Raw genomic sequence first — 24,637 nt, 5'->3', positions numbered from 1 at the left:
GTCCGGGACACGCGAGTGGCATTTGCCGAGTCGTGGTGACTTGGTTGACCGCTGGTTGCCTCAAATTCGAGGTAAGTTTTCATTGACCTAGCGCTTTCAGCCACAGCTCTTACGCGAGCGTTTCGAATTGGGGCGGGGCTGTTCTGGAATGCGACAACGGGGCCGGACGGAGGGTGAACAGGACCTTGCCACGGTCAACAGACGGTTGCGAAAAGTGCTTGTGGCACAGGCTTAATCCGCAATTCACTGTCTTAAATTCATGATCTCTTTATTCTCTTATTTAAGCCGATCTTCAAACGCCCCCCTTAAGTTGGACCTATCAGACGGAACACAAGTTGCGTCGAATAAGTGTCGACAAAAACGACAACAGGGGAAGTGTCATGATGAAAGCCGTCGCAACTGCGGCAGATACCGCAGAGCGCGTTTCCGGCCCGCAGGGTTCGGTGCAGTCGCTCTATCTGGAAGCTTTGACTCTGGTGGAGCGGCTGCATCGCCGGCTCCTCGACGTGATCAAGGACGAGTTCGATCGTCGTGGCCGCGCCGATATCAATTCCGTGCAGGCGCTCCTGCTCTATAACATCGGCGATAAGGAGCTGACCGCAGGCGAGCTGCGCACGCGCGGTTACTATCTCGGCTCCAACGTCTCCTACAACCTGAAGAAGCTCGTCGAGCTCGGCTTCCTCGATCATCAGCGCTCGCGCGTTGATCGACGCTCCGTGCGCATCCGCCTGACGCCGCAGGGCCAGGAAGTCCGCCGCATCGTCGACAGCCTCTACCAGAAGCACGTCAAGACCGTTGAACAGGTCGGCGGCATCTCGGGCGAGGAGTTCTCGACCCTCAACAAGTCGCTGCACCGCCTCGAGCGGTTCTGGACCGACCAGATCCTGTATCGCCTCTGAGTTCCAGAAGGGATCAAGGCCAAGCCGGCCGCAACAAGACCGGCAGGCCTCCCAACGTGCCTGACTTCCCCAAGCGCGTCGGCCCGGCTTGCCCGGACCGGCGCGTTTTGCCCTCTCTTCGCAGTTGCGAAAAAAAAGCCATCAGGGGCGGAACCGGATTCTCGCGTCGCAGTTGTCTCTCCGGATCGGAGGATGCGATGCTGGTCGAGCGCGGGCTTCAGGCTATGAACGTCGAACTCGTGAGCGATGCCTACGCCATCGCCGCGAATTACCTTCGCCGCTCCGGTGCAATCCCCGACACGCTCGCGACCAACGACCGCCTGCTCGAGATCATCGTCAAGCTGCTCCAGCACGGCGAAGTCAACAAGATCAGGCTCGCCAACAAGGCGATCACGCATTTCGAGACCCAGTCCGAGGCTCGCGCGGTTGCCTGATCAAGACTCCAAAAACATCGATGAACCAGAGGGTGCCATGGAAGCTGCCATCGACCGCATCATGCAGACCTATGACCTGCTCGCCAACCGGACGGCGGCGGCAAGCGCAGAGGCGCGGGAAAAGGTGACAAACTACCTCAATACCCTGATGGAAGCCGGCGAGAAGGACACCCACAGATTGACCGTCTGCGGCCTGACCTACCTGCGCCAGCTCGATGGCAGCGTGGACCCCGTGAAGGCGGGGTATACCGGGCTGTAGACGGGACGGCCTGAATGGCGGCAAGTCCGGTCAGCTTGACCCCCGCGGGAGCGACTTGCCGGCTTCGGTTGGGGATTGGGCCGCCTAAACCGGCCAGTCTCCATCTCCACGCCGACGCAGTCCCGTAAGCTTGCGGGCCTCCAGGTCAGCCATCTCCACCATATCTTGCATAATTCCGACGCCCGACCCGCAAATGCTTGGCCGGGGGCGGGCGATGTGGTAGATCGCGCGTGCTTCCAACCGCCACACAGGACCGACCGTAGCCCTTACCAACAGGCTGCGGCGGTGGAGATATTCGCCGATGACCTCTGCCTCCGCCAAAACCTCTGCGCCCGCTTCGTTTTTCACCGCCTCGCTCGAGCAGGCCGACCCGGAAATCGCCGCCGCCATCAAGGGCGAGCTCGGCCGGCAGCGCCATGAAGTCGAGCTGATCGCCTCCGAGAACATCGTCAGCCGGGCCGTGCTGGAAGCGCAGGGTTCGGTGATGACCAACAAGTATGCAGAGGGTTATCCGGGCGCACGTTACTATGGCGGTTGTGAGTGGGTCGACGTCGCCGAGAACCTCGCGATCGATCGCGCCAAGAAGCTGTTCGGCGCCAATTTCGCCAATGTGCAGCCGAACTCGGGCAGCCAGATGAACCAGGCCGTGTTCCTGGCGCTGCTCCAGCCCGGCGACACCTTCATGGGTCTCGACCTTGCGGCCGGTGGCCATCTCACCCACGGCTCGCCCGTCAACATGAGCGGCAAGTGGTTCAAGGCGTCGCATTACACCGTGCGCCGCGAGGACCAGATCATCGACATGGACGCGGTCGCGAGGCAGGCCGAAGAGGTCAAGCCGAAGCTGATCATCGCCGGCGGCTCGGCCTATTCGCGCGCCTGGGACTTCAAGCGCTTCCGCGAGATCGCCGACAGCGTCGGCGCTTACCTGCTCGTGGACATGGCGCACTTCGCCGGTCTCGTCGCCGGCGGCGTGCATGCTTCGCCAGTGCCGTATGCGCACGTCACCACGACGACGACGCACAAATCGCTGCGCGGTCCGCGCGGCGGCCTGATCCTCTCGAACGACGAAGTGCTCGCCAAGAAGCTCAACTCGGCGATCTTCCCGGGTCTGCAGGGCGGCCCCTTGATGCATGTGATCGCGGCGAAGGCGGTTGCCTTCGGCGAAGCGTTGCGTCCGGACTTCAAGGTCTATGCGAAGAACGTCGTCGAGAACGCCAAGGCGCTGGCCGCGGCGATGAAGAGCCACGGCTTCGACATTGTCTCCGGCGGCACCGATAACCATCTGATGCTGGTTGACCTCCGGCCGAAGGGCCTGAAGGGCAACGTCTCGGAGAAGGCGCTGGTTCGCGCCGCCATCACCTGCAACAAGAACGGCATTCCGTTCGACCCCGAAAAGCCGTTCGTGACCTCCGGCCTGCGTCTCGGCACGCCCGCAGCGACGACCCGCGGCTTCGGCGTCGCCGAATTCCAGCAGGTCGGCGGCATGATCGCCGAGGTCCTCAACGCGATCGCGCAGTCCGACGACGGCAAGGCGCCGCTGGTCGAGGCCGCGATCAAGGAACGGGTCAAGGCGCTCACGGATCGGTTCCCGATCTATCAATAAGAGGCCAAGTCTAAAGCGCGATGAGATTGGGTTGAATCATCACCGCGCTTTAGCTCTTTGTTTGAGCATGATTTTTCCGGAAAACCGCTTCACACTTTTCCGGATCATGCTCTAGGGATCAAGGTACTCGGATGCGCTGCCCGAACTGCAACAGTCTCGATACGCAGGTAAAGGACTCGCGTCCGACCGAGGATTCTTCCGTCATCCGCAGGCGGCGCGTGTGCATCGCCTGCAATTTCCGCTTCACCACCTTCGAGCGCGTGCAGCTGCGCGAGCTCACGGTGATCAAGCGCAACGGCCGCCGCGTGCCGTTCGACCGCGACAAGCTGATGCGCTCGGTGTCGATCTCCTTGCGCAAGCGGCCGGTCGAGCCTGAAAGGGTGGAGAAGATGGTCTCCACCATCGTGCGCGAGCTCGAGACCGGGGGCGAAGCCGAGATCTCGTCCGAGGTGATCGGCGAGACCGTGATGGAGCATCTGCGCACGCTCGACGACGTCGCCTATGTGCGCTTTGCCTCCGTCTACCGTAATTTCCGCGAGGCCAAGGATTTCGCCGACGTGCTCGGCGAGCTCTCCGGTGAGGAGGAAGCGCGGCTCGCCGCGATCCGCAAATGATCTTCCGCATCCTGGAAGATCAGTTCGCCGCGAGGATCCGCGAATCCAAGGATTCGGATCGCCGCTTCATGCAATTGGCACTGGCGCTCGGCCGGCGCGGGCAGGGACGCACTTGGCCCAATCCCGCCGTGGGCGCGGTTATCGTCAAGGATGGCGTCATTATCGGTCGCGGCTGGACGCAACCAGGTGGACGGCCGCATGCGGAGCGTGAGGCGCTCCGGCGTGCAGGCGAGGCGGCGCGCGGCGCAACGCTCTACGTCACGCTCGAGCCCTGTTCGCATTTCGGCAAGTCACCGCCGTGTGCCGATGCGGTGATCGCGGCCGGCATCAAGCGCGTGGTGGCGGCGATCGAGGATCCCAATCCTGAAGTGGCGGGGCAGGGCCATGGGCGCCTGCGCGCCGCCGGGGTCACCGTGGATGTCGGCCTATGCGCGGCGGAGGCGGCGTTCGACCATGCCGGTCATTTCCGCCGTATCAGGGACAAGCGTCCGCACGTGATCCTGAAGCTCGCGGTCTCGCCTGACGGCAAGATTGGCGCTGAAGGCGGCAAGCCGCTCGCGATCACGGGCGAAGCCGTGCGCAATCGCGTGCATCTTCTGCGCGCGCAGAGCGATGCCATCCTCGTCGGCATCGGCACGGTGCTGGCGGATGATCCGCAGCTCAATTGCCGCCTGCCTGATATGGAAGCGCGTTCTCCGGTGCGCGTCGTCCTCGACCAGAATTTGCGAATTCCCGCCTCCAGCCAGCTTGTTCGTTCTGCGCGCGAAACGCCGCTCTGGGTGATTGCTTCCGAGCTTGCCGAAGCGGCCGCCGCGACCCGCCTTGGCGCTGCCGGTGCACAGATCCTGCGCATGCCGCCGAATGGTGCAATCGGGCTCGACCTTCCAGCCGTGCTGCGCGCGCTCGCCGAGAAAGGCATCACACGGCTGATGGTCGAGGGCGGCAGCCGCGTTGCGGCCTCTTTCGTGTCCGCCGACCTCGTCGACGAGATCTGGCTGTTCCGCGGAGCGGAAGAGGTGGGCGCGGGCGGGGTCGATGCGCTCGATGCATTGCCCCTGTCGAAAATCACGCAGTCGCAGGCCTACAAGGTTCATGCTAGCGAGACCTTCGGCCCCGATACTCTCACCATCTACGAGCGCGCCTAGCATGTTCACCGGCATTGTCACCGATATCGGCGAGATCGTCAGCTTCAAGCCCGTGGCGCAGGGGCAATTGCACCGCCTGCGCATCGCCTGCAGCTACGACCAGACCACCATCGCCGATGGCGCCTCGATCGCCAACAACGGCGTCTGCCTTACCGTGGTCGCTTCCGGTGTCGCCGACGGCAAAACCTGGTTCGACGTCGATGCTGCCGCCGAGACGCTGGCGCTGACGACGGCGAAGCATTGGAAGCTCGGCACCAAGCTCAATCTCGAGCGTGCGCTCAAGATCGGTGACGAGCTCGGCGGCCACATCGTCGCCGGCCATGCCGACGGGATTGCGACCATCATCAGCCGCGAAGACCTGCCCGACATGGCGCGGTTCGAGCTCTCGACGACGCGGGAGCTGGCGCGTTTCATCGCCACCAAAGGTTCGATCACGCTCGACGGCGTCTCGCTGACGGTCAATACGGTTGAGGATACGACCTTTTCGGTGCTGATCATTCCGCATACGCTCGAAGTCACGACGATCGGCGGCTGGAAGGTGGGCGCTGAAGTCAATATCGAGGTCGATTTGATGGCCCGCTACGCGGCGCGGCTGACGGAAATGAAGTGACCGGCGAAGCCGGATTTGCGCTTTAAAACTTGGCTTACGCGGTCGCGGTGACTACATAACGCGCCGACCCCAGTAGAACGGATTGAACGATGGCTGACGCGCGGCGCGCACCCCTGAAGGACCAGACCGACATTTCCGGCGCACGGGCGCTTGTCGTCGAGGCACGGTTCTATGACGATCTCCAGGACGCGCTCCTGGACGGCGCGGTCGCGGAGCTGAAGGCGGCGGGGCTGACCCATGACATCATCACGGTTCCCGGCGCGCTGGAGATTCCGGCCGCGGTCGCCATCGCAGTCGACGCGGCTGCGGCGAACGGCAAGCCCTATGACGCGGTGATCGCGCTCGGCTGCGTGATCCGCGGCGACACCATTCATTTCGAGATCGTCTCGCAGGAATCCTCTCGCGCGCTGATGGATCTGGCGGTTTCGCGAAAACTGCCGCTCGGCAACGGCATCCTCACCGTCAACAACGAGGAGCAGGCCTGGGCGCGGGCGCGCGTCAGCGAGCTCAACAAGGGCGGCGATGCCGCACGCGCGGCGCTTGCGATGCTGCGCATCAAGCGCCGCCTGGCGCGGGCCTGAGCCATGTCTGATCCTAAGAAAACGGCTGACATCAGGAAACCGGGTGCGCCCGCCGAGAAGAAAGCCAACCGGCGCGGCGCGGCGCGGCTCGCGGCCGTTCAGGCGCTGTACCAGATGGACATCGCCGGCGCCGGCATCAACGACATCTTTGCCGAGTTCGAGAGCCACTGGCTCGGCAACGAGGTCGAAGGTGACACTTATCTGCCGGCCGAAGCCGCATTCTTCCGCGACGTCGTTTCCGGCGTCGTGCGCGACCAGAAGAAGCTCGATCCCTTGATCGACGAGGCGCTGTCGAAGGGCTGGCCATTGAAGCGGATCGAGGCGATCCTGCGCGCGGTGCTGCGGGCAGGGGCCTATGAGCTGCAGCATCGCAAGGACGTGCCGGGCCGTGTCGTGGTGTCCGAATATGTCGACGTCGCCAACGCCTTCGTCGACCGCGAGGAGACCGGCATGGTCAATGCCGTGCTCGACCAGATCGGCCGTCAGTTTCGCGGTGATGAGTTCGGGCGGGGGTAGGACGGGCGTAGGGCGGTGAATTGATGCGATGCTGCTGCCCCATATTCCGGTGTCATGCCCCGCGAAGGCGGGGCATCCAGTACGCCGCGGCCTATCGATTTCACATGACCGTCTCTGGAATACTGGATCGCCCGGTCAAGCCGGGCGATGACAGTTGTGTGTGGGGTTGACGCGATGACCACGTCGCACAAACCTTCCGCCGAAGACTCCCTCATCGCGCGCTATTTCAAGCCGCTGGCGACTGATCCGGGTGCACTCGCCCTGGTCGATGACGCAGCGATCCTGTCCGCATCCGGCGACGACCTCGTCGTCACCACCGACGCCGTGGTCGAAGGTGTGCATTATCTTGCCACCGATCCCCCTGATACCATCGCGCGCAAGGCGCTGCGGGTGAACCTGTCCGATCTTGCCGCCAAGGGCGCTTCACCTGCTGGTTTCGTGCTGACGCTGGCGCTGCGCAGCAAGGAGGATGCCTGGCTGAGACCGTTCGCGGATGCTCTCGGCGAGGACGCCAAGAGCTTTGCGTGTCCGCTGCTCGGCGGCGACACGGTGTCGACGCCGGGACCGCAGATGATCTCGATCACCGCCTTCGGTCGCGTGCCGAAAGGGCGGATGGTTGGACGCACCGGCGCAAGTCCGGGTGACCTTATCTTTGTGACAGGGACGATCGGCGATGCCGCCCTCGGCCTCGATGTGCTCACGGGCGGTGTGGCCGCCGCTGCGCTGACGGACCCGGCTGCTCGGGACTATCTGGTCGATCGCTATCGCGTTCCACGGCCGCGCAATGCGCTGGCGAGCATCGTGCGCGACTATGCGAGCGCGGCAATGGACGTGTCCGATGGTCTGGCAGGCGATCTTGCCAAGCTCTGTACCGCCTCTGGCGTCAGTGCCGTGGTCAATGCGCACCAGGTCCCGGCGTCACCGGCTGCCGCCATCGCGGTCTCCGCGGTCGGGTTCGAGAAGCTGGTGTCGGGAGGCGACGACTATGAGATCCTGTGCGCGGTTCCGGAAGGACGCAGCGCAGCCTTCTCGCGGGCGGCTGAGCAGGCCGGGGTCCAGGTCACGATGATCGGTACCATCCTTGCCGGCCAGGGGGCGCCGCAATGGATCGACGCACAAGGCCGCGAGATCACGCTGCGGCGATTGTCCTACAGCCATTTCTAGGCCCGGACAGGCCCGTGGTTCGCCGGGATACGAGCGCAGGCTCTCCGTTTTTCGCGATATCAGGGCAATATCGGCAACCGCAACGGACGGGCTTGATTCGGATGCCGGACGGCCAAACGATCGAGGTCGGATCCACGTCCCGCTACCCCGGGAGATCGGCCGCGTAAGGCCAGCCTCCCGCAATCCCCGCGAAAGCCTGCGGATGTATCAGCGCCGAGAGATGGGCGGCTGATGGATATGTTTCGATGACGGCGGTCATTTCGGGGGCGGGCGCGGCGCCGGCTGCTCAGGAGCGCGCGTGCGGAAGCTGCACGCTCTGCTGCAAGGTCTACAACGTTGTCGCGTTCGGCAAGCCTGCCGGCACGTGGTGCTCACATTGCGAGCCTACCCTCGGCTGCGCCATCCATGACAGCAGGCCAGGCGAGTGCGCGGCGTTCGATTGTCTCTGGAAGACCACGCCGGCGCTGCCCATGCACTGGAAGCCCGACCAGGCGAAGATGGTGCTGACGGTGCACCCCAAGACCAACAACATCCAGGTCGTGGTCGATCCTGACCTGCCATCGGCCTGGACGCGGCAGCCTTATCACAGCCAGTTGCGCGTGCTGGCGAAGAGCAACATGGCGAAAGGCCATCTTGTGATCGTGTTCATCGGCGAGCAGGCGACGCTGATCCTGCCCGATCAGGAAGTGCCGCTCGGTGTCCTCACGCTCGACCAGGTCATCTCGGTGACGCTGGAGGCCGGCGCGAGCGACAGCGTCTACGAGGTCAAAATCTTCAACCGACGCACAAGTGCTGACGGGCAGACGTGGGAATTGGCGTCTTCATCCCGGCATCCCGTGGGGGCGGCAGCTTAGGCCAAGCCTGCCAAACGTAGCGGCCGGCTGCATCGGAGCTGCCGGCCTGGCGCTCGGGACTAGGTCTAAATACTTGCCGAGATCGGCTTTTTCGCACCTATACGGCGTTGCACCCTCAATTTGATTTTGGCAAGGTTGTGGCCGACTAAAGCCGCCTGCGGGCGGCTTTGTTCAAAATCAAGGCGCCGCACCGCACGACGGACAACAAAAGGCGCCGGGGGTCGTACATCAAGGATCTGAGGCAAAAATCAAATGACAGCATTATGGTTGATAGTGCTCTGCGGAGTGCTTTCCGTCGTCTACGCGATTTGGGCGACGTCTTCGGTGTTGAGTGCGGATGCGGGGTCGCCGCGCATGCAGGAGATCGCGGGAGCCGTGCGTGAAGGCGCACAGGCCTATCTCCGGCGCCAGTACACCACGATCGGCATCGTCGGCATCGTCATCTTCGTGCTGCTCGCCTATTTCCTCGGCCTTTATGTCGCGATCGGTTTTGCCATCGGCGCCATCCTGTCGGGAGCCGCCGGCTTCATCGGCATGAACGTCTCGGTCCGCGCCAATGTGCGCACCGCCCAGGCCGCGACGACGTCGCTCGCCGGCGGCCTCGAGCTCGCCTTCAAGGCGGGCGCGATCACCGGACTTCTGGTGGCCGGTCTCGCACTGCTCGGTGTGACCCTGTATTTCGGCTTCCTGACCCATTCGCTGAAGCTCGCGCCCGACAGCCGCACCGTGGTCGACGCCATGGTGGCGCTCGGCTTCGGCGCCTCGCTGATCTCGATCTTCGCCCGTCTCGGCGGCGGCATCTTCACCAAGGGTGCCGACGTCGGCGGCGATCTCGTCGGCAAGGTCGAAGCGGGCATCCCGGAGGATGATCCGCGCAATCCGGCGACCATCGCCGACAATGTCGGCGACAATGTCGGCGACTGCGCCGGCATGGCGGCCGACCTGTTCGAGACCTATGCGGTGACCGCGGTCGCCACCATGGTGCTGGCTGCGATCTTCTTCGCCAAGACGCCGATCCTCGCCAACATGATGACGCTGCCGCTCGCCATCGGCGGCATCTGCATCATCACCTCGATCATCGGCACGTTCTTCGTCAAGCTCGGGCCGAGCCAGTCGATCATGGGCGCGCTGTACAAGGGCCTGATCGCAACCGGCATCCTGTCGCTGATCGGCATCGCCGTGGTGATCTATTATTTGATCGGCTTCGGCAAGCTCGAGGGCGTCGACTACACCGGCATGGCGCTGTTCGAATGCGGCGTGGTTGGCCTCGTCGTCACCGCGCTGATCATCTGGATCACCGAATACTACACCGGCACGGACTATCGTCCGGTGAAGTCGATCGCCCAGGCCTCGGTGACCGGTCACGGCACCAACGTGATCCAGGGCCTCGCCGTCTCGATGGAAGCGACCGCGCTGCCCGCGATCGTCATCATCGCCGGCATCCTGGTCACCTATAGCCTCGCCGGCTTGTTCGGCATCGCGATCGCGACCGCCACCATGCTGGCACTGGCCGGCATGATCGTCGCGCTCGATGCGTTCGGTCCGGTGACCGACAACGCCGGCGGCATCGCCGAGATGGCGGGCCTGCCGAAGGAGGTGCGCAAGTCGACCGATGCGCTCGATGCGGTCGGCAACACGACCAAGGCGGTGACGAAGGGCTACGCGATCGGCTCCGCCGGTCTTGGCGCTCTCGTCCTGTTCGCGGCCTACAACCAGGACCTCAAGTTCTTCGTTGCAGACAGCGCGCACCACACCTATTTCGCCGGTGTCAATCCGGACTTCTCGCTGAACAATCCTTACGTCGTGGTCGGCCTGTTGTTCGGCGGCCTGCTGCCGTATCTGTTCGGCGCAATGGGCATGACCGCTGTGGGGCGTGCGGCCGGCGCGATCGTCGAGGAGGTGCGGCGCCAGTTCCGCGAGAAGCCCGGCATCATGCAGGGCACCGACAAGCCCGACTACGGCAAGGCGGTCGACCTGCTGACGCGCGCGGCGATCAAGGAAATGATCATCCCCTCGCTGCTGCCGGTGCTGTCGCCGATCGTCGTCTACTTCGTGATTTACGCGATCGCGGGCGGCGGCCCCGCCGGCAAGTCGGCGGCATTCTCGGCCGTCGGCGCCATGCTGCTCGGCGTGATCGTGACGGGCCTGTTCGTCGCGATCTCGATGACCTCGGGCGGCGGCGCCTGGGACAACGCCAAGAAGTACATCGAGGACGGCCACTTCGGCGGCAAGGGCTCTGATGCCCACAAGTCGGCCGTGACCGGCGACACCGTCGGCGATCCCTACAAGGACACCGCGGGTCCCGCGGTGAACCCGATGATCAAGATCACCAACATCGTGGCCCTCCTGCTGCTGGCGATCCTGGCGCACTGAACCACGAAACTGGCCTGAAGACGGTGACCCCCGCGGCGCAGGCTGCGGGGGTTTTGTTTTGGGGCGAGGGGCCAGGCGTCCGCCTGTTAAGCGGCCGGTTCCAGAGCTCTCGTCTTTAAGGTTGCTTAACCCGCTGCATTCTAGAATCTTGCGAGGCTTTGGCGGCATTTTAGCGAATTTCCGTAGCACGCACGTTTGGGTCCTCTCATCCCGTCTACGGCGCGATGCGCTCTCAACATGTTCCGGCGCTCGTTGCCCTGGCGGCTGGCTGCAAGAGGAGGTTCGGTTGCGTGCACCCCCAATGAACGAGATTGAGCGTGCACTGACGGCGCATCCGGACGTGACGGATGCTGTCATCTGCGCCGAGGAGAGCGCCGATGGCCGCTCCTTCAAGGTCGCGTTCGCGGCCGTTGCTCCTGACCGCCTGAGCGCAGGCAAGTCGAAACACCTTCAGGCCGAAACCGATCGCAGGGTGACGCAATGGCGTCGGGCTTTCGATCAGGTGTACCGCCATGGCCCTGACAGTGTCGCGCCGTCGTTCGTGGGCTGGACCAGCAATTTCACCAACAAGCCCATTCCCGAAACCGAGATGATCGATTGGCTGGATTGCACGATCGAGCGTATTCGCTCTCTCGGTGCGAGGCGGATATTGGAGGTCGGGTGCGGGGTTGGGTTGCTCGTCGAAAGGCTCGCGCCTGGGTGTGAGGTGTATTGCGGGACCGATCTCTCACCGGTCGCTGTTCACCGATTGCGCGCGTTCGCGCAGTCGAAGGCCGAGCTTCGGCATGTCGAATTTCACGAGCGGGAGGCCACTGATATCAGCGGCTTGTCGCCGCAATCTTTCGATGCGGTGGTGATCAACTCCGTCGTGCAGTACTTCCCCGGCATCGAATATCTGCACACGGTCCTGGAGCAGGCCGTCAAGCTGGTGGCTCCTGGTGGCCACATCTTCGTCGGCGATGTTCGCAACCTCGAGCTCTTGCCGGTCTTTCACCGTGAGGTTCAATCCGCAAAAGCCCCGTCGGGTGTCACCCCGGCATCGCTGGAGCGCAAGATCATGCTGGCGATCGCCCAGGATCGCGAACTGGTGATCCACCCCGAGTACTTTAAAGGCATCCCCGAATTCATCCCGCAGATTTCGGTAGCCGAGATCCAGCTCAAGCGCGGATCGAGCTACGAGCTGACCCGGTATCGGTACGATGCGGTGCTGCGTGTCGATCCCGAGGCTGCTTCTGCGCGCGGCAAGAGCCGTGACCTCGCGCCGCAAACGGAACCCTGGATCAGGGCGGGGAGGGCGTTGGCGACCGACCCGATGGCCGCGGCGTTCCTCCAGCAACTCGGCATGGAGCTCAGCGATGCGTTGCGAGGGCAATTCCGCCAGGAGACATTGCCTGCGGCCGTGATTGCACTGAGCCAGCGCGATTTTGCCGACATCATGCCGGCGCCGTCGATCGTGCCTGATGATGCTGCCAACCATGAGCGGGTCGAGGCATAGCGATGGTCGCCCATAATCTGGCGCTGCATTTCGAAGCGGTTGCCGCGGCCTCGCCGGAGGCCGTCGCCCTGATCTGCGAAGGCGACAGCCTCACCTTTGCCGAGCTCAACAAGTTCGCAAACCGGCTGGCGCGATGGCTGACATCGCAGGGCGTGGACAAGGGCGCCGTCATCTGTCTCGAGCTGCCGAAGATGGTCGAAGCCTATGCGCTCGCCATGGCTTGCATCAAGATCGGAGCGCCGTACGCGTTCCTGGATCCGGTCGCTCCCGCGGAGCGCGCCCGACTGATGCTGGAGCGATGCCGCCCGGCGCTGATCGTCAGCGTGCGCGAGGGAGTTGGCAGCCGCGCATTGATCGGCGACGCCGATGCCCGCGCGGCCCTGCGCGATGCCGTGTCGCGCCTTGACGATTCGAACCTGCCGCAAACCGCTGTGATCACCGGGGTTGATCCCGCCTACGTGATGTTCACGTCGGGGTCGACCGGTGAGCCGAAAGGCGTGGTCATCCCCCATCAAGGAGTGCTGCACCTGATCGATTGGGCCAAGCACGATCTTGGCATCGGACCCGGCGACCGGCTGACGAACGTCAATCCGATTTACTTCGATAATTCGGTCTTCGATATCTATGCCGGATTGCTCAACGGCGCGGCGATCGTTGCGCTCGACGCGCTGAAGGGACGTCCGCCCGCGGAGCTGGTGTCGGAGATCACGAAGCATCAGTGCACGTTCTTCTTCGCAGTGCCGACGCTGTTCATGTTCCTGGACTCCATGCACCTGCTGAGTCCCGATTGGCTGCCGAGCGTCAGCCGGTTCATGTTCGGCGGCGAGGGATTTCCGCTGGCGCGGCTTCGCCGGTTCTACGACGCGTTTGCCGGCAAGGCGAAGCTGATCAATTGCTACGGCCCAACCGAAACAAGCTGCATCTGTAGCGGTTTCGAGATCGTCGAATCCACCTTTGACACCTCCGACGGGTTGGCTCCGCTGGGACGGCTCAATCCCAATTTCAGCTACCGGATTCTGGACGAGGACATGAAGCCGGTTCCCGCGGGCACCGCGGGCGAGCTGTGGCTCGGAGGTCCGGGCGTTGCGCTCGGCTACATCAACAATCCGCAAGAGACGGCCCGCCGCTTCCGTCAGGATCCGTTGATCCAGGGCTATCGATCGATCCTTTATCGCAGCGGTGATCTCGTCGAGGCCGAAGCTGGATCCGGTGTGCTCCGCTTTCGTGGCCGGGCCGACAATCAGGTCAAGCTTCGGGGCTACCGGGTCGAGCTCGAGGAGATCGATCACGCCCTCGTCGCGTGCAAGGGCGTCACGCGCGCGCTCGCCGTGGTGCTTCAGGATGCCGGCGGTGCAAGCCGGCTGCTGGCTGCCTATGCGGGTGCAAGACTGCCGGAGAGCGAGCTGCGCCAGCACTGCGCCGCGCATCTTCCCGCCTACATGGTGCCGGGCAGGTTCATCTGGCTGGAACACATTCCCGTCAACGCCAATGGCAAGGCAGACCGGCGTTCGGTGGCGTCACTGCTTGGTGAAGCCGTCGCAAGGGCCTCGTAGATGCCACAGCCCGCAGCGTCCACGCGCGTTGTCCGATGAGCGTCGAGAGCCAGCCCTATGATGGTGCGGCCACGGGTGTGCTCGCGAAGCCGTCGTGGCGGCTGATCCCTCAAATCGATCGTGACCCGACGCTTGTGGCGGGTGTGCAGGAAGCGCATGGACGCGTGTTGCTTTGCTGCGGGGTCGGGCTGCTGGCGCTGCTGTTCTGGCAGATCGGCATCGACTTCTCGGCCGCCGGTCTGGCGCTGGCCTGCGCCTACGCCGGGCGATACCGGCGCCTCCTGATTTTTCTCGCGACCTTGCTCCTGCTTTGGCGCAGCGGCTTCCTGGTCGACCGCACGTTTCTCGCCCGGCTCGCAATCGACGAAGGCGTCGCGGACCGGATCGATCAGCCATTGGTGTCGGCGGCCATGGTGGCCGTAACGTTCGCGCTGTTCTCCGTATTGCTGGCCATGCAGGGGGCGGGAGCCATCGTGCTCCGCCGCCCGACGCTCGGCCTGTTGGTCGCTTTCCTGGCGCTTGTTGTCGTAACGCAGGCCAGTTTCACGGCCGGCACGCCGCGTGTTCTGCTCTGGTCGTTCCTGATGACGTTCCAGCCATATCTGTGGTTCCTCGCCTACGGTCTGGTCGACGCGGCCAAGGAGCGAGTTCCGGTGTGGCAGCACCTCGGCGTCTTTCATCCCTTCTGGGGAGCAACGCTGACCCCGTTCGGGAAGGGACTGTCCTATCTTCGTCGTTTCGAGGCCAAGACGCCGGAGGAGCTCGCGGTCACGCAGCTCAAGGGCGTCAAGCTTGCGGCCTGGGTCCTGATCCTGGCGATCGGCAAGATCTGCTTCGGCGAACTCGTCCAGGGTCAGTTGCGGCTTCCGATGTTCGACGACAATCTGCTGCAATATCTCGCCGGTCATCCGCAGCCACGCCTGGTGGGGTGGGCAAGCGTTGTGGTCTTTTTTGTCGACGACCTGCTGAGCATGACCGTGTTCGGCGGCGTCATCGTCGCAACGGCGCGGCTTGCCGGCTTTCGGCTGTTGCGCAACACCTATCGTCCCCTGCAGTCGGCGACGCTCGCCGAGTTCTGGAACCGCTATTACTTCTACTACAAGGAATTGCTGGTCGATCACTTCTTCTACCCGACCTTCGTGCGCTGTTTCCGCGGCCATCGCCGGCTTCGCATGTTCTTCGCCACCTTTGCTGCGGCCTGCATCGGCAATTTGCTGTTCCATTTCATTCGCGACATTCACTTCGTCGGTGAGATGGGGCTTTGGCGCGCCGTGGTCGGCGAACAATCCCACGCGTTCTACACGTTCGTCCTGGCTGTCAGCGTGGGGCTCTCGCAGATGCGCCGCGTACCGCAGCCGGCCCCGAGAGGGTGGCTGCGCGGCCGCTTGCTGCCTTGCCTGTGGGTCTCCGGCTTCTTCTGTCTCATCCACATCTTTGATGCACCGTTGGACCGTGAGCACTCGCTCTGGCAACGCGCCGAATTCCTGTTCTATCTCCTGGGAGTCACGACATGACCACGACAGAGCGCCCTGAAGTCAGATCGCGGATGCGGCACTACATCACGCAGCGCCTCATCATGAAGGGCGATATGTCGCCGCTCAGTGACGACGATCTGCTGTTCACCAGCGGGCGTCTCGATTCCCTCGACGCGGTCGAGCTGATCATGAGCATCGAGACCGATTACGGGATCAATTTCTCCGACATCGGTTTCGACCTGACGCGCCTGGACTCGATTTCGGCGATTGCCGCTCTGGTGCAGCAGCCGTCGGCCGAGCCTGCCTAAGACCTGACCGGAAACAGGTCGGAGGTGCGGCACAGCGTTGACCACCCGAGTACCGCACGTCTATCTGCAATCCCTCCTTCTGGATGAAGCCGGAATTACGGGAATTGCGGTACAGTCCAGCACCGTCACCTCAATATCCTGGTCGCGTTTCAAGCCTGCAGGTCTCCTGCCTATTGCTGCTTTCCAAAACCGGAAGGATCTGCCGCAACTGCTTGTGCACATGCCGTTGAAGTTGGCTCGCCCGGTGCAGAGGATACAGCGAGCGCGCGCCACGCCCATTCAGGGCGGCTTGACACGTACAAACCCGCTGTTGACAATAGTTCGTACAGGTGCCCGTCAGTCCGCGACGATGGAAAAATCCCATGGCACTGCTCATTCGACCGGAAGAACTTCCGCGGTGGGTACCGGGCGAGCTGCTGCGCTGCAGTACCGGTCAAGGCTGGAAGGGTGTTGAGCTGCGGACTTACCGCTATCGTGGTCTCGACGTCCCAGTGCCCGCGATGGCCGATTTCATGATCGTCTCTTACAGGCGCGGCAGCACTATGATGGAGCGGCGTTTCGAGGGGCGCTGGACCCGGACTGAGTGTCACCCGGGGGATGTTTCGCTGTTGACGCGCTCGCAGGCCTCACACTGGCACTGGACCGAGCAGATTGAGGTCTCGCATGTTTATCTCTCGGACGCCGTGGTTTCCCGCGTGGCTGCCGACGTCCTCGAGCGACCGATCGCTGCGGTGCGGCTACACGACATATTGCGCACGCAAAGCTCGATCGTGACCGAAGTCGTCGAGGCCATATCTCGCGAAGCCGGCGGCAAGGGCATCGGCGGTGCGTTATACGTCGACGCGTTGAGCACGCAGCTTGTCGTCAATCTGCTTCGCAACTTTGCATCGGTTCAGTTTGTCGACAAGTCGGGCAGGGGCGAGCTGCCGCCGGCAACACGCAAGCGCATCGTCGACTACATCGAGGCCCGAATCGATCAGGCGCTCTCGCTCGAGGAACTCGCCGAAGTCGCCTCGATGGGCGTATGGACGTTCGGGAAACGCTTTCGCGCCTCGTTTCAGAGTAGCCCCCACCAATACGTCGTCGATCGCCGGCTCGAAAAAGCGCAGCAGATGCTGGCTCTTGGTCGATTGCCGCTGAAGGCGATCGCGTCGGAATGTGGCTTCGCCGATCAGGCCCATTTGACACGCGTCATGCGCGCACGGCTGGGGCGGACGCCGGCCGCCCTGAGGGACGACAGCTCTCGCTAGCGCTCCTTCACCTGATCCTTCAACAGACTCACCGGTTCATTCAAGACGAGGCTGCACGTCGCTTCTAACGTTCCTCCCCACGCCGAATGGTCATTCGGTCGCTCAAGCGGCCGATACAAAAGAGGGGAAACGTTATGGGCACCTTGTTGGAGCCGACACATGCGTCGCGTGCGGACGCACCGACAACGCGGTTGGACGCGCTGGTCATTGGCGCCGGTATCGCCGGTCTCTATCAGTTGTATCGCCTGCGCGAAATGGGACTGAACGTCCGCGCCTACGATACGGCATCGGGGGTGGGGGGCACCTGGTACTGGAATCGCTATCCGGGGGCGCGCTTCGACTCCCAGGTCGAGGTCTACCAATATTGGTTCTCCGAAGATCTGTACAGGGCCTGGAAGCCGAGCGAACGATTTCCCGCGCAGCCGGAGACCGAACGCTGGCTGAACTTCGTCGCGGATCACCTCGACTTGAAAAAGGACATTCAATTCAACAGCCGCATCGCCTCAGCGCACTATCGCGAGAAGGACGGCCGCTGGACGGTCACGACGGACGCTGGCGAGAAGATCGACACTCAGTACGTCCTCGCCTGTTGCGGCATGCTCTCGGCCCCGCTCGTCGACCGCTTTCCCGGCCAGTCGACGTTCCGAGGTGAGATCCACCATACGGGACGATGGCCGAAGGCCGGCGTCGATCTCAAAGGTAAGCGCGTCGCGGTGGTCGGCACCGGTGCGACCGGCATCCAGGTCATCCAGACCATCGCCTCAGACGTGGCCGAAATGAAGATCTTCGTGCGGACGCCGCAATACGTGGTGCCGATGAAAAATCCGCGATACAGCCAGGCCGAATGGGACGTTTGGGCCAGTCAATTCCACGACCTGAAGAAGCGCGTCCGTTCGACCTTCGCCGGCTTCCATTACGACTTCGAGAACCGTCCCTGGGCGGAGCTGACGCCCGGAGAGCGCACGGAAGTGCTGGAAAAGTTCTGGAAAGAAGGCTCGCTATCGATGTGGCTCGCGACCTTCCCGGAGATGTTCTTCGACGAATCGGTCAGCGCCGTCGTGTCCGACTTCGTACGGGGCAAGATGCGTGAGCGCCTGCGCAACGACCCGAAACTGTGCAACCTCCTGATCCCTTCTGACTATGGCTTCGGCACGCATCGCGTGCCGCTCGAGAACGGCTATCTCGAGGTCTATCTGCAGGACAACGTCGAAGCAATCGACTGCCGGTCCACGCCGATCGAGTGCATCGTACCGGAGGGTATCCAAACCTCCGACGGTAAGGTTCACGAAGTCGACGTCATTATCCTCGCTGTCGGTTTCGACGCCGGATCCGGCGCGCTGAGCCGGATCGACTTCCGCGGCCGCGACGGTCGTTCGCTGAAGGAACAATGGAAGCAGGAGATTCGTACCGCCATGGGCCTCCAGGTCCATGGCTATCCGAACTTGTTTACGACAGGCGCGCCGCTCGCACCTTCAGCGGCACTCTGCAACATGACCACTTGTCTGCAGCAGCAAGTTGACTGGATCACCGACTGCATCGGCTACGCGCGAACGCAAGGCAAGCAAACCATCGAGGCCACGCGGGAGTTCGAGGACAATTGGGTGAAGCACCATGACGACACCGCTGCCGCGACGCTCGTGATCAAAACCGACTCTTGGTACATGGGCTCCAACGTCGACGGCAAGCCGCGCCGGCTGTTGTCCTATATCGGAGGCGTCGGCAACTACAACAGACAATGCGACGAGCTGGCCGCCAACGGCTATCCCGGTCTCGCGATGAACTGACTCCAGTCCGAAGGAAAATTCAAATGAGCAACAATCCCTATTACGGGCCTGAAGGCCACGGCCCCTACGAGATGATCGACATCGGCGACCTGCCGCTCGAGGATGGCGGCACCATTCCCAACTGCAAACTCGCCGTCGCTACACACGGCGCGCTCAACGCTGCGAAGGATAACGCCATTCTCGTTCCCACCTGGTATTCGGGCACGAGCAAGATCATGGAGCAGGCCTATATCGGCGCGGGCCGGGCGCTCGATCCTGCGAAGTACTTCATCATCGTGGTCAACCAGATCGGCAGCGGATTGTCGACATCGCCGCACAACGCCAGTGGGGCGATGGCTGGACCAAATTTCCCAAAGATCCGCATCGCCGACGACGTTCGCGCCCAGCATCGGCTGTTGACCGAAAACTTCGGGCTTAAGAGCCTGGCACTCGTGGTCGGCGGCTCGATGGGCGCGCAGCAGACCTACGAGTGGGCCGTGCGCTATCCGGAATTCGTCAAGCGCGCGGCGCCGATCGCCGGTACGGCGAAGAATACCGAGCACGACTTCCTCTTCGCAGAGACACTGAATGAGGCAATCACGACCGATCCGGGCTTCCGCGAAGGACGCTACGACTCGCCGGCCGACGTTGCCGCGGGCCTCAAGCGACAGGCGAAGCTCTGGACCGTGATGGGTTGGAGCACCGACTTCTTCCGCGCCAACAGGCACAAGGCGCTGGGTTTCGAAACCGTGGAGGCCTTTGTCGACACCTTTATGACCGGATACTTCGCGCCGATGGACCCGAACAATCTGCTGTCCATGGCGTGGAAGTGGCAGCGCGGCGACGTCAGTCGCAACGCCGAGGGCGACCTTGCTGCTGCTCTCGGGCGTATAAAGGCGAAGACATTTGTGATGCCGATCAGTCACGACATGTTCTTCCCGCCGGCCGATTGCGAGGCCGAGCAGCGGCTCATTCCGGGAAGCGAGTTCCGCCCGCTGGCCAGCATCGACGGGCACCTGGGTCTATTCGGCACCGATCCGCAGATGCTCGCACAGCTCGACGCTAACCTGCACGAGTTGCTTGCCACACGAGTAAACTGAACGGTCGCATTCGTAGCCGCCGTTCGAAGGGATCAAGCTCAATCAGAGAACCAAAGCGCGATGATGATTCAATCGGAATTCATCGCGCTTCAGCAGTCAGGCTTCTCACTCCGATGCTCAATCGATGCCCGTCTGGTGTTGTAGCGGTCGAGACGAAAGCGTCTACCCCCGCGGGTGCGGCGGCGGAACTGGCAAGCGTTCTCCCGGCCAGTGGGCTTGCAGCGGTTCTCGTGTTTGTTTCGCCTTGTTACGACCCGCAACGGTTTGCGGCCGAAATGACAGCCCGCTTCATTGGCACGCCAGTCTTCGGTTGCACGACCGCCGGCGAGATTGCGCTGAACGGATGGGATGAAAACAGCATCGTCGCGCTCGCCTTCAGCGCTGCCGACTTCGACGTGACTGCTCACCCCATCCTGGGGCTCTCGGATTTTCGCATCGAAGACAACAGCACTATTGGCCCAGATATTCGGCATCGCTTCTTCCGACAAGACGGCAATGCCGATGGCGAGCGCTGTTTCGGGCTCTTGCTCATCGATGGCATGTGCCAGCGGGAAGAAGTCGTATTGGCCGCGGTGCATGCCTCGCTTGATCATATCCCGTTGGTTGGCGGCTCGGCCGCAGATGGCCTGCGATTTGAGCGTAGCTGGGTCTACTTCGGGGGCCGCGCCCATACAGATGCGGCGGTGCTCCTTGTGTTTAGGACGTCGCTGCCGTTCCTCATCTTCTCTTGCGACACTTGCGAGCCCAGCACGGAAAAGATGGTCGTAACGGAGGCTGATCCAGATCGACGCACTGTCAGCGAATTGAATGCCGAGCCCGCAGCAGCCGAGTATTCTCGCATGGCCGGCCTCGCCGGCGGCGTACTGGATGTGACTGCATTTGCATCCCATCCAGTGCTCGTACGGATCGGCGATGCGTATTACGCGCGCTCGATACGCCGGGTCGATGCGGACGGCACGCTACATTTTGCCGCCGCTATTGACAAAGGCCTCGTGTTTACAGTGGCCTCGCTGCGTGACCCGATCGATCCGACCAGCGATCTTTTCGCGCAAATCCAGGAAGAAATCGGGGAGGTCTCTCTCTACATCGGTTTCGAGTCCGTTCAGAGGCGCTTGGGCGTCGAGCATCAATGCGATCGCGACATGTCCGAACTGTACCGGGCCCATCGCGTGTTTGGATGCAATACCTATGGTGAACTGTATGGCCCGATGCACATAAACGGGACGCTCACCGGTGTGGCGATCGGCACGCCCCGTGCGAAGCAGGAACGCTGTTTTGCCCGACGCGTCAATGGAAATTCGTAAAATACGAATATTTCCTGACCTCGAACTGCAATTGCTGGGCGATTTCTGCGCGTTGGTCAACCTTGCCGCACATTTCCTCGACGCGGCAATAGTTTGATCGCATGGACACCGTGCCAGGCTGCGAGGTGCCTCTACTGTGCATGGGGTTGTTTTTCACTTTTTGTCGGAGGGGGCGTGTTGGCGCACTGAGCGGCGCAAACCACACGAGACAAAACCCCGTGGCGCTTTTGTTCGGTCGGCGATATCTCTCATCCCGTCATTACGAGCGCAGCGAAGCGTCACTGCACGTCCATCTGCAACCCTTCCTTCTGGATGATGCCGGCGAATTTCTTCGTCTCGGCCTCCACGAAGTCCGCGAACTGCTGCGGCGTGCCGTAGTCGGCGCGCGCCCCCATGGCGGCGATGTTCTTCCTGATGTCGTCGCGCTCCAGCATCGCCTTGACCTGGAGATTGAGCGCCTCGAGCACGGGCGCAGGCACGCCTTTCGGCAGAAACACCGCGAACCAGGACGACACGTCGAAATTCGCAAGCTCCGGCGCGCTCTCGCGCATGGTCGGCAAGTTTGGTGCGAGCTCGCTGCGTTCTGTCGTGGTGACGCAGAGGCCGTTGAGCGTGCCGTTCTGCACCTGCGGCAGGCTCGGATAGAGATTGTCGAACAGGACCTGGATGTCACCGGCGAGCGCGGCCTGGAGCGCGGGGCCGGCGCCGCGGAACGGAATGTGCGTCATCTTCAGCCCGGTGAGCTGGAGGAACCAGGCGCCGGTGAGGTGGGGGCTCTGGCCGACGCCTGATGAGGCGTAGCTCAGCTTGTCCGGATTGGCCTTCAGATAGGCGATCAGCTCAGAAACCGACTTGATGCCGGTCTTCGGATGCGCCGACACGATGTTGGGGATCCGGATCATGTTGGAGACCGGCTGGAGCTGGTCCGGCTTGTAGGTGAGGTTTTTGAAGATGCTGTAGGCGATCGCGTTCGGGCCGGGGTTGCCGATCAGGATGGTGTGACCATCCGGCTTGGCGCGCACGGCCTCGGCGGTCCCGATGGTGCCGCCGCCGCCGGAGCGGTTTTCCACCACGGCCGATTGGCCCCAGGCGGTTTGCAGATGCGCAGCCAGGAGCCGGCCCATCACGTCGGTCGACCCGCCGGCCGCGGCCGGCACGATGATGCGGACGTTCTCGGTCGGCTTCCAGTCGGCGAGGCTGGATCGCGGCAGGATCGCTGCGGCCGAGAGGCCCGCGGCCCCCGCAAGCACGCGACGACGGGACAACAATCTGTTCTGAAGTCTCTTGGGCACGAATCCACTCCCGGCTTCTTGTTTTGCTGGGAGCGTAGGGAACCTGGTGCGCAACGGCAAGTCGCGGGCGACGATGCGCGTCGTGCGGAGAGCGTCACGACGCCGCAGGCGGACAGATCAGCTCGATCTCAGTTGAAGCTGAGCAGCTTGAACAGCGGCGTGAGGTAGCTCATCTCCTGGCCCGAGGTCGGCGTGGTCCGGCTGATGGAGTCGAAGATCTTGCCGTCCTGCAGGCCGTAATTCGCAAGCCGGCGCACGCGCCGGTTCTTGTCGAAATAGATCGCGATCACGCGCTGGTCGACCACCTTCTGATTCATGAAGGCGACGGGGCGCTCCGAGCGCTGCGAGATATAATAGAACACTTCACCGTCCAGGGTCGCGACGGTGGAGGGGGTGCCCATCACGATCAGCACCTGGTCCTGGCTCGCGCCGATCGGAATCTGCTCGAGCGCACCCGGCGGCAGGATGTAGCCCTTCTGGAACTGCTCGCCGGTGCAGCCTGCGAGCGCGGCGCCAACCAGGGTCACGGCCGCGAGCATGCGCAGGCCGCGCCAGCATGCGTTAAGGCCGCGCCGCCGGGTTGCGCGCAGGCTGGTCTGGTTCGTTATCGTCATAGCGGAACTGATTCCGTCCCCTTGCGTCGCGCGAGGCGCTGAAGTACCGGGCTGGGCGTCTGAATGCAACTCGCGCGCGCCCGCTTGCGGAAACCACAATGCTTTGGCCGTTCAATCACTTCAGGAAACCCCGGCTCGCCCCGGCCGGCACCATTGAAGCCATCTATGGCATGATCGTGACGCAGGCGCGAGAACCCATATTTTACCGGGACTTGGGCGTGCCTGATACGGTTAACGGCCGTTTCGACCTGTTACTCCTGCACCTCTGGCTGTTGCTGCGGCGGCTGCGGGCTGTCGTCCAGGGCGGTGCGGAGTTGTCGCAGGCCCTGTTCGACCGCTTTTGCGAGGATATGGACGACAATCTGCGCGAGATGGGCGTGGGCGACCAGTCCGTTCCGAAGCGGATGAGGGCCTTCGGCGAGGCCTTTTACGGCCGCGTCCAGGCTTACGACCAGGCGATCGAGGCAGGCACGGAGGCGCTGGCGCAGGCGATCTGCAAGAATATCTTGAATGGCTCAGGGCTGGATCAGGCGCGGCGGCTCGCCGGCTACGCGGCGGCGGCTTATGCCGATCTCGGCCAGGCCGGCGATTCCGCCCTGTTGCAAGGCTCCTTCAAATTTCGCGCGCCGCTTCGGGAGGATGAGACGTCATGAACCGATCGATGACCGGGTCCGGGCCCGATCCCTGGCGTTCACCCATAACAGTGGCGCAAATTCCCGATACGGGGCTTCACCGTGAGCTCGAAGCCTCGGCGGCGGAACGCCAGGCCATGGCCGATGTCGCGGGGCTGCGCGACGTTCTGTCGGCCCATGCCGATTTCGACGTCGAGCCGAAGAGCGGCGGCCGGGTCCAGGTCACGGGCCGGGTGCGCGCCCGGATCGGTCAGAACTGCGTGGTCACGCTCGATCCGATCGAGAGCGAGATTGACGAGGAGGTCGATCTGACCTTTGCCCCGGAGGCCGAGACGCGGCGGCTGGAGGATCTGATCGAGGAAGGGCAGGACGACGAGGGGCCGCCTGATGTCGCCGATCCGCCCGAGGCGATCGTCAACGGCATCATCGACCTCGGCCGGATTGCGACCGATGCGCTGTTCCTGGCGATCGATCCATACCCCCGCAAGCCGGGTGCCGTGTTTGAGGCAGAGGTCGCCGCGCCTGATCCCGAGGACCATCCGTTCGCGGCGCTGAAGGCGCTCCAGGACAACAAGCAGGGCAAGAAGAAGGGCAAATAGCTGGGCATTCCCCGTAAGACCGCTGTCCTGCGTCGTGTGAGGTCCTTGCCGGACCGGTTTGAAAGTCCGCAACATCCATTTGATTATTATGATATTTCTGTGAATTCGAGCGCCCGCCATCAGATCGCCCTTAGTCCAAAAGGCTGGGGGCAAGAGGTTGTTTCGGGATAACAAAACGCTATTGTCGCGCCCCGGTCCGG

24 protein-coding genes are annotated in these 24,637 nt (G+C 63.0%); 22 read left to right on the top strand and 2 right to left on the bottom strand.

What is annotated here, in order from left to right; all coding sequences use genetic code 11:
- The first annotated feature begins 380 nt into the window (after positions 1–380).
- The 20 genes from ldtR to XH98_RS32185 all read left to right on the top strand — a co-directional run bounded on the left by ldtR (position 381) and on the right by XH98_RS32185 (position 21,300).
- Positions 381–899: a transcriptional regulator LdtR gene (ldtR, locus tag XH98_RS32280; protein WP_027529973.1), complete on the top strand. Its 519-nt coding sequence runs from the start codon at positions 381–383 to the stop codon at positions 897–899.
- Between the two features lie 197 nt (positions 900–1,096).
- On the top strand, positions 1,097–1,333 hold the full coding sequence (locus XH98_RS32275; protein WP_271621004.1) for a hypothetical protein: 237 nt from the start codon (positions 1,097–1,099) through the stop codon (positions 1,331–1,333).
- Between the two features lie 37 nt (positions 1,334–1,370).
- The gene (locus tag XH98_RS32270; protein ID WP_057756403.1) at positions 1,371–1,592 is read left to right on the top strand and encodes a hypothetical protein; all 222 of its coding nucleotides are present in this window, start codon (positions 1,371–1,373) and stop codon (positions 1,590–1,592) included.
- Positions 1,593–1,893: 301 nt separating this feature from the next.
- Positions 1,894–3,195 carry a serine hydroxymethyltransferase gene (gene glyA / locus XH98_RS32265; RefSeq protein WP_057756400.1) on the top strand — a complete coding sequence of 434 codons (1,302 nt, stop codon included), beginning with the start codon at positions 1,894–1,896 and terminating at the stop codon, positions 3,193–3,195.
- Positions 3,196–3,326: 131 nt separating this feature from the next.
- Positions 3,327–3,809, top strand: coding sequence for a transcriptional regulator NrdR (nrdR, locus tag XH98_RS32260; RefSeq protein WP_057756398.1), 483 nt, complete (start codon positions 3,327–3,329; stop codon positions 3,807–3,809).
- Positions 3,806–4,954 carry a bifunctional diaminohydroxyphosphoribosylaminopyrimidine deaminase/5-amino-6-(5-phosphoribosylamino)uracil reductase RibD gene (ribD, locus tag XH98_RS32255; protein ID WP_271621003.1) on the top strand — a complete coding sequence of 383 codons (1,149 nt, stop codon included), beginning with the start codon at positions 3,806–3,808 and terminating at the stop codon, positions 4,952–4,954. The genes nrdR and ribD overlap by 4 nt, the downstream gene beginning before the upstream one ends.
- Before the next feature lies 1 nt (position 4,955).
- Entirely contained in the window at positions 4,956–5,564 is a 609-nt protein-coding gene (locus tag XH98_RS32250; RefSeq protein ID WP_271600468.1) for a riboflavin synthase, read from the top strand.
- An 89-nt stretch (positions 5,565–5,653) separates the two neighbouring features.
- Positions 5,654–6,145: a 6,7-dimethyl-8-ribityllumazine synthase gene (gene ribH / locus XH98_RS32245; RefSeq protein ID WP_271621002.1), complete on the top strand. Its 492-nt coding sequence runs from the start codon at positions 5,654–5,656 to the stop codon at positions 6,143–6,145.
- Positions 6,146–6,148: 3 nt separating this feature from the next.
- Entirely contained in the window at positions 6,149–6,661 is a 513-nt protein-coding gene (gene nusB, locus XH98_RS32240) for a transcription antitermination factor NusB (protein ID WP_271600469.1), read from the top strand.
- Positions 6,662–6,835: 174 nt separating this feature from the next.
- Complete coding sequence (thiL, locus tag XH98_RS32235) at positions 6,836–7,825, top strand: thiamine-phosphate kinase (RefSeq protein WP_271600470.1); 990 nt, start codon at positions 6,836–6,838, stop codon at positions 7,823–7,825.
- A gap of 245 nt (positions 7,826–8,070) precedes the next feature.
- Complete coding sequence (locus tag XH98_RS32230) at positions 8,071–8,679, top strand: hypothetical protein (protein WP_271621001.1); 609 nt, start codon at positions 8,071–8,073, stop codon at positions 8,677–8,679.
- 252 nt (positions 8,680–8,931) lie between these two features.
- On the top strand, positions 8,932–11,052 hold the full coding sequence (locus XH98_RS32225; RefSeq protein WP_271600472.1) for a sodium-translocating pyrophosphatase: 2,121 nt from the start codon (positions 8,932–8,934) through the stop codon (positions 11,050–11,052).
- Between the two features lie 148 nt (positions 11,053–11,200).
- Positions 11,201–12,547 carry a class I SAM-dependent methyltransferase gene (locus XH98_RS32220; RefSeq protein WP_271621000.1) on the top strand — a complete coding sequence of 449 codons (1,347 nt, stop codon included), beginning with the start codon at positions 11,201–11,203 and terminating at the stop codon, positions 12,545–12,547.
- 2 nt (positions 12,548–12,549) lie between these two features.
- The gene (locus XH98_RS32215; RefSeq protein WP_271620999.1) at positions 12,550–14,100 is read left to right on the top strand and encodes an amino acid adenylation domain-containing protein; all 1,551 of its coding nucleotides are present in this window, start codon (positions 12,550–12,552) and stop codon (positions 14,098–14,100) included.
- A 35-nt stretch (positions 14,101–14,135) separates the two neighbouring features.
- On the top strand, positions 14,136–15,614 hold the full coding sequence (locus XH98_RS32210) for a hypothetical protein (RefSeq protein ID WP_271600475.1): 1,479 nt from the start codon (positions 14,136–14,138) through the stop codon (positions 15,612–15,614).
- Positions 15,611–15,883 (top strand): acyl carrier protein, encoded by a 273-nt coding sequence (locus XH98_RS32205; RefSeq protein ID WP_271600476.1) that lies wholly within the window; start codon positions 15,611–15,613, stop codon positions 15,881–15,883. Before XH98_RS32210 ends, XH98_RS32205 begins: the two co-directional genes overlap by 4 nt.
- 362 nt (positions 15,884–16,245) lie before the next feature.
- Positions 16,246–17,133, top strand: coding sequence for a helix-turn-helix domain-containing protein (locus XH98_RS32200; RefSeq protein ID WP_271620998.1), 888 nt, complete (start codon positions 16,246–16,248; stop codon positions 17,131–17,133).
- Between the two features lie 134 nt (positions 17,134–17,267).
- Entirely contained in the window at positions 17,268–18,917 is a 1,650-nt protein-coding gene (locus tag XH98_RS32195) for a flavin-containing monooxygenase (protein ID WP_271600478.1), read from the top strand.
- Between the two features lie 23 nt (positions 18,918–18,940).
- The gene (locus XH98_RS32190; protein ID WP_271600582.1) at positions 18,941–19,996 is read left to right on the top strand and encodes an alpha/beta fold hydrolase; all 1,056 of its coding nucleotides are present in this window, start codon (positions 18,941–18,943) and stop codon (positions 19,994–19,996) included.
- A 113-nt stretch (positions 19,997–20,109) separates the two neighbouring features.
- Positions 20,110–21,300, top strand: a complete 1,191-nt coding sequence (locus tag XH98_RS32185; RefSeq protein ID WP_271620997.1) for an FIST N-terminal domain-containing protein — start codon at positions 20,110–20,112, stop codon at positions 21,298–21,300.
- Between the two features lie 278 nt (positions 21,301–21,578).
- Here XH98_RS32185 and XH98_RS32180 read toward each other — a convergent pair whose 3' ends face one another.
- Together XH98_RS32180 and XH98_RS32175 are read right to left on the bottom strand one after the other, a co-directional pair.
- Positions 21,579–22,592, bottom strand: a complete 1,014-nt coding sequence (locus XH98_RS32180) for a Bug family tripartite tricarboxylate transporter substrate binding protein (protein ID WP_271620996.1) — start codon at positions 22,590–22,592, stop codon at positions 21,579–21,581.
- Between the two features lie 128 nt (positions 22,593–22,720).
- On the bottom strand, positions 22,721–23,206 hold the full coding sequence (locus XH98_RS32175) for an outer membrane protein assembly factor BamE (protein WP_220005319.1): 486 nt from the start codon (positions 23,204–23,206) through the stop codon (positions 22,721–22,723).
- Positions 23,207–23,304: 98 nt separating this feature from the next.
- On the opposite strand from XH98_RS32175, the gene XH98_RS32170 reads away from it, so the two are divergent.
- Together XH98_RS32170 and XH98_RS32165 are read left to right on the top strand one after the other, a co-directional pair.
- Positions 23,305–23,859: a ubiquinol-cytochrome C chaperone family protein gene (locus XH98_RS32170; protein WP_271620995.1), complete on the top strand. Its 555-nt coding sequence runs from the start codon at positions 23,305–23,307 to the stop codon at positions 23,857–23,859.
- Positions 23,856–24,437 carry a YceD family protein gene (locus XH98_RS32165; RefSeq protein WP_271620994.1) on the top strand — a complete coding sequence of 194 codons (582 nt, stop codon included), beginning with the start codon at positions 23,856–23,858 and terminating at the stop codon, positions 24,435–24,437. Before XH98_RS32170 ends, XH98_RS32165 begins: the two co-directional genes overlap by 4 nt.
- Positions 24,438–24,637 lie beyond the last annotated feature (200 nt).

It is taken from the genome of Bradyrhizobium sp. CCBAU 51745, from assembly GCF_028128715.1.
GTDB classification, from domain to species: Bacteria; Pseudomonadota; Alphaproteobacteria; order Rhizobiales; family Xanthobacteraceae; genus Bradyrhizobium; species Bradyrhizobium manausense.
The sequence above is the reverse complement of the archived record's forward strand: the minus strand, read 5'-3'. Positions and strand labels throughout refer to the sequence as shown.

Excerpts from the sequence above, each read along its gene's own strand:
- XH98_RS32275 (WP_271621004.1), top strand. The coding sequence starts at position 1,097 with ATGCTGGTCGAGCGCGGGCTTCAGGCTATGAACGTCGAACTCGTGAGC.
- XH98_RS32215 (WP_271620999.1), top strand. The coding sequence starts at position 12,550 with ATGGTCGCCCATAATCTGGCGCTGCATTTCGAAGCGGTTGCCGCGGCC.
- ldtR (WP_027529973.1), top strand. The coding sequence starts at position 381 with ATGATGAAAGCCGTCGCAACTGCGGCAGATACCGCAGAGCGCGTTTCC.
- XH98_RS32170 (WP_271620995.1), top strand. The coding sequence starts at position 23,305 with ATGCTTTGGCCGTTCAATCACTTCAGGAAACCCCGGCTCGCCCCGGCC.
- XH98_RS32230 (WP_271621001.1), top strand. The coding sequence starts at position 8,071 with ATGACGGCGGTCATTTCGGGGGCGGGCGCGGCGCCGGCTGCTCAGGAG.
- XH98_RS32175 (WP_220005319.1), bottom strand. The coding sequence starts at position 23,206 with ATGACGATAACGAACCAGACCAGCCTGCGCGCAACCCGGCGGCGCGGC.
- XH98_RS32190 (WP_271600582.1), top strand. The coding sequence starts at position 18,941 with ATGAGCAACAATCCCTATTACGGGCCTGAAGGCCACGGCCCCTACGAG.
- XH98_RS32225 (WP_271600472.1), top strand. The coding sequence starts at position 8,932 with ATGACAGCATTATGGTTGATAGTGCTCTGCGGAGTGCTTTCCGTCGTC.
- ribD (WP_271621003.1), top strand. The coding sequence starts at position 3,806 with ATGATCTTCCGCATCCTGGAAGATCAGTTCGCCGCGAGGATCCGCGAA.
- XH98_RS32185 (WP_271620997.1), top strand. The coding sequence starts at position 20,110 with ATGCTCAATCGATGCCCGTCTGGTGTTGTAGCGGTCGAGACGAAAGCG.
- nrdR (WP_057756398.1), top strand. The coding sequence starts at position 3,327 with ATGCGCTGCCCGAACTGCAACAGTCTCGATACGCAGGTAAAGGACTCG.
- nusB (WP_271600469.1), top strand. The coding sequence starts at position 6,149 with ATGTCTGATCCTAAGAAAACGGCTGACATCAGGAAACCGGGTGCGCCC.
- thiL (WP_271600470.1), top strand. The coding sequence starts at position 6,836 with ATGACCACGTCGCACAAACCTTCCGCCGAAGACTCCCTCATCGCGCGC.
- XH98_RS32210 (WP_271600475.1), top strand. The coding sequence starts at position 14,136 with ATGAGCGTCGAGAGCCAGCCCTATGATGGTGCGGCCACGGGTGTGCTC.
- XH98_RS32195 (WP_271600478.1), top strand. The coding sequence starts at position 17,268 with ATGGGCACCTTGTTGGAGCCGACACATGCGTCGCGTGCGGACGCACCG.
- XH98_RS32250 (WP_271600468.1), top strand. The coding sequence starts at position 4,956 with ATGTTCACCGGCATTGTCACCGATATCGGCGAGATCGTCAGCTTCAAG.
- glyA (WP_057756400.1), top strand. The coding sequence starts at position 1,894 with ATGACCTCTGCCTCCGCCAAAACCTCTGCGCCCGCTTCGTTTTTCACC.
- XH98_RS32205 (WP_271600476.1), top strand. The coding sequence starts at position 15,611 with ATGACCACGACAGAGCGCCCTGAAGTCAGATCGCGGATGCGGCACTAC.
- XH98_RS32200 (WP_271620998.1), top strand. The coding sequence starts at position 16,246 with ATGGCACTGCTCATTCGACCGGAAGAACTTCCGCGGTGGGTACCGGGC.
- XH98_RS32270 (WP_057756403.1), top strand. The coding sequence starts at position 1,371 with ATGGAAGCTGCCATCGACCGCATCATGCAGACCTATGACCTGCTCGCC.
- XH98_RS32165 (WP_271620994.1), top strand. The coding sequence starts at position 23,856 with ATGAACCGATCGATGACCGGGTCCGGGCCCGATCCCTGGCGTTCACCC.
- ribH (WP_271621002.1), top strand. The coding sequence starts at position 5,654 with ATGGCTGACGCGCGGCGCGCACCCCTGAAGGACCAGACCGACATTTCC.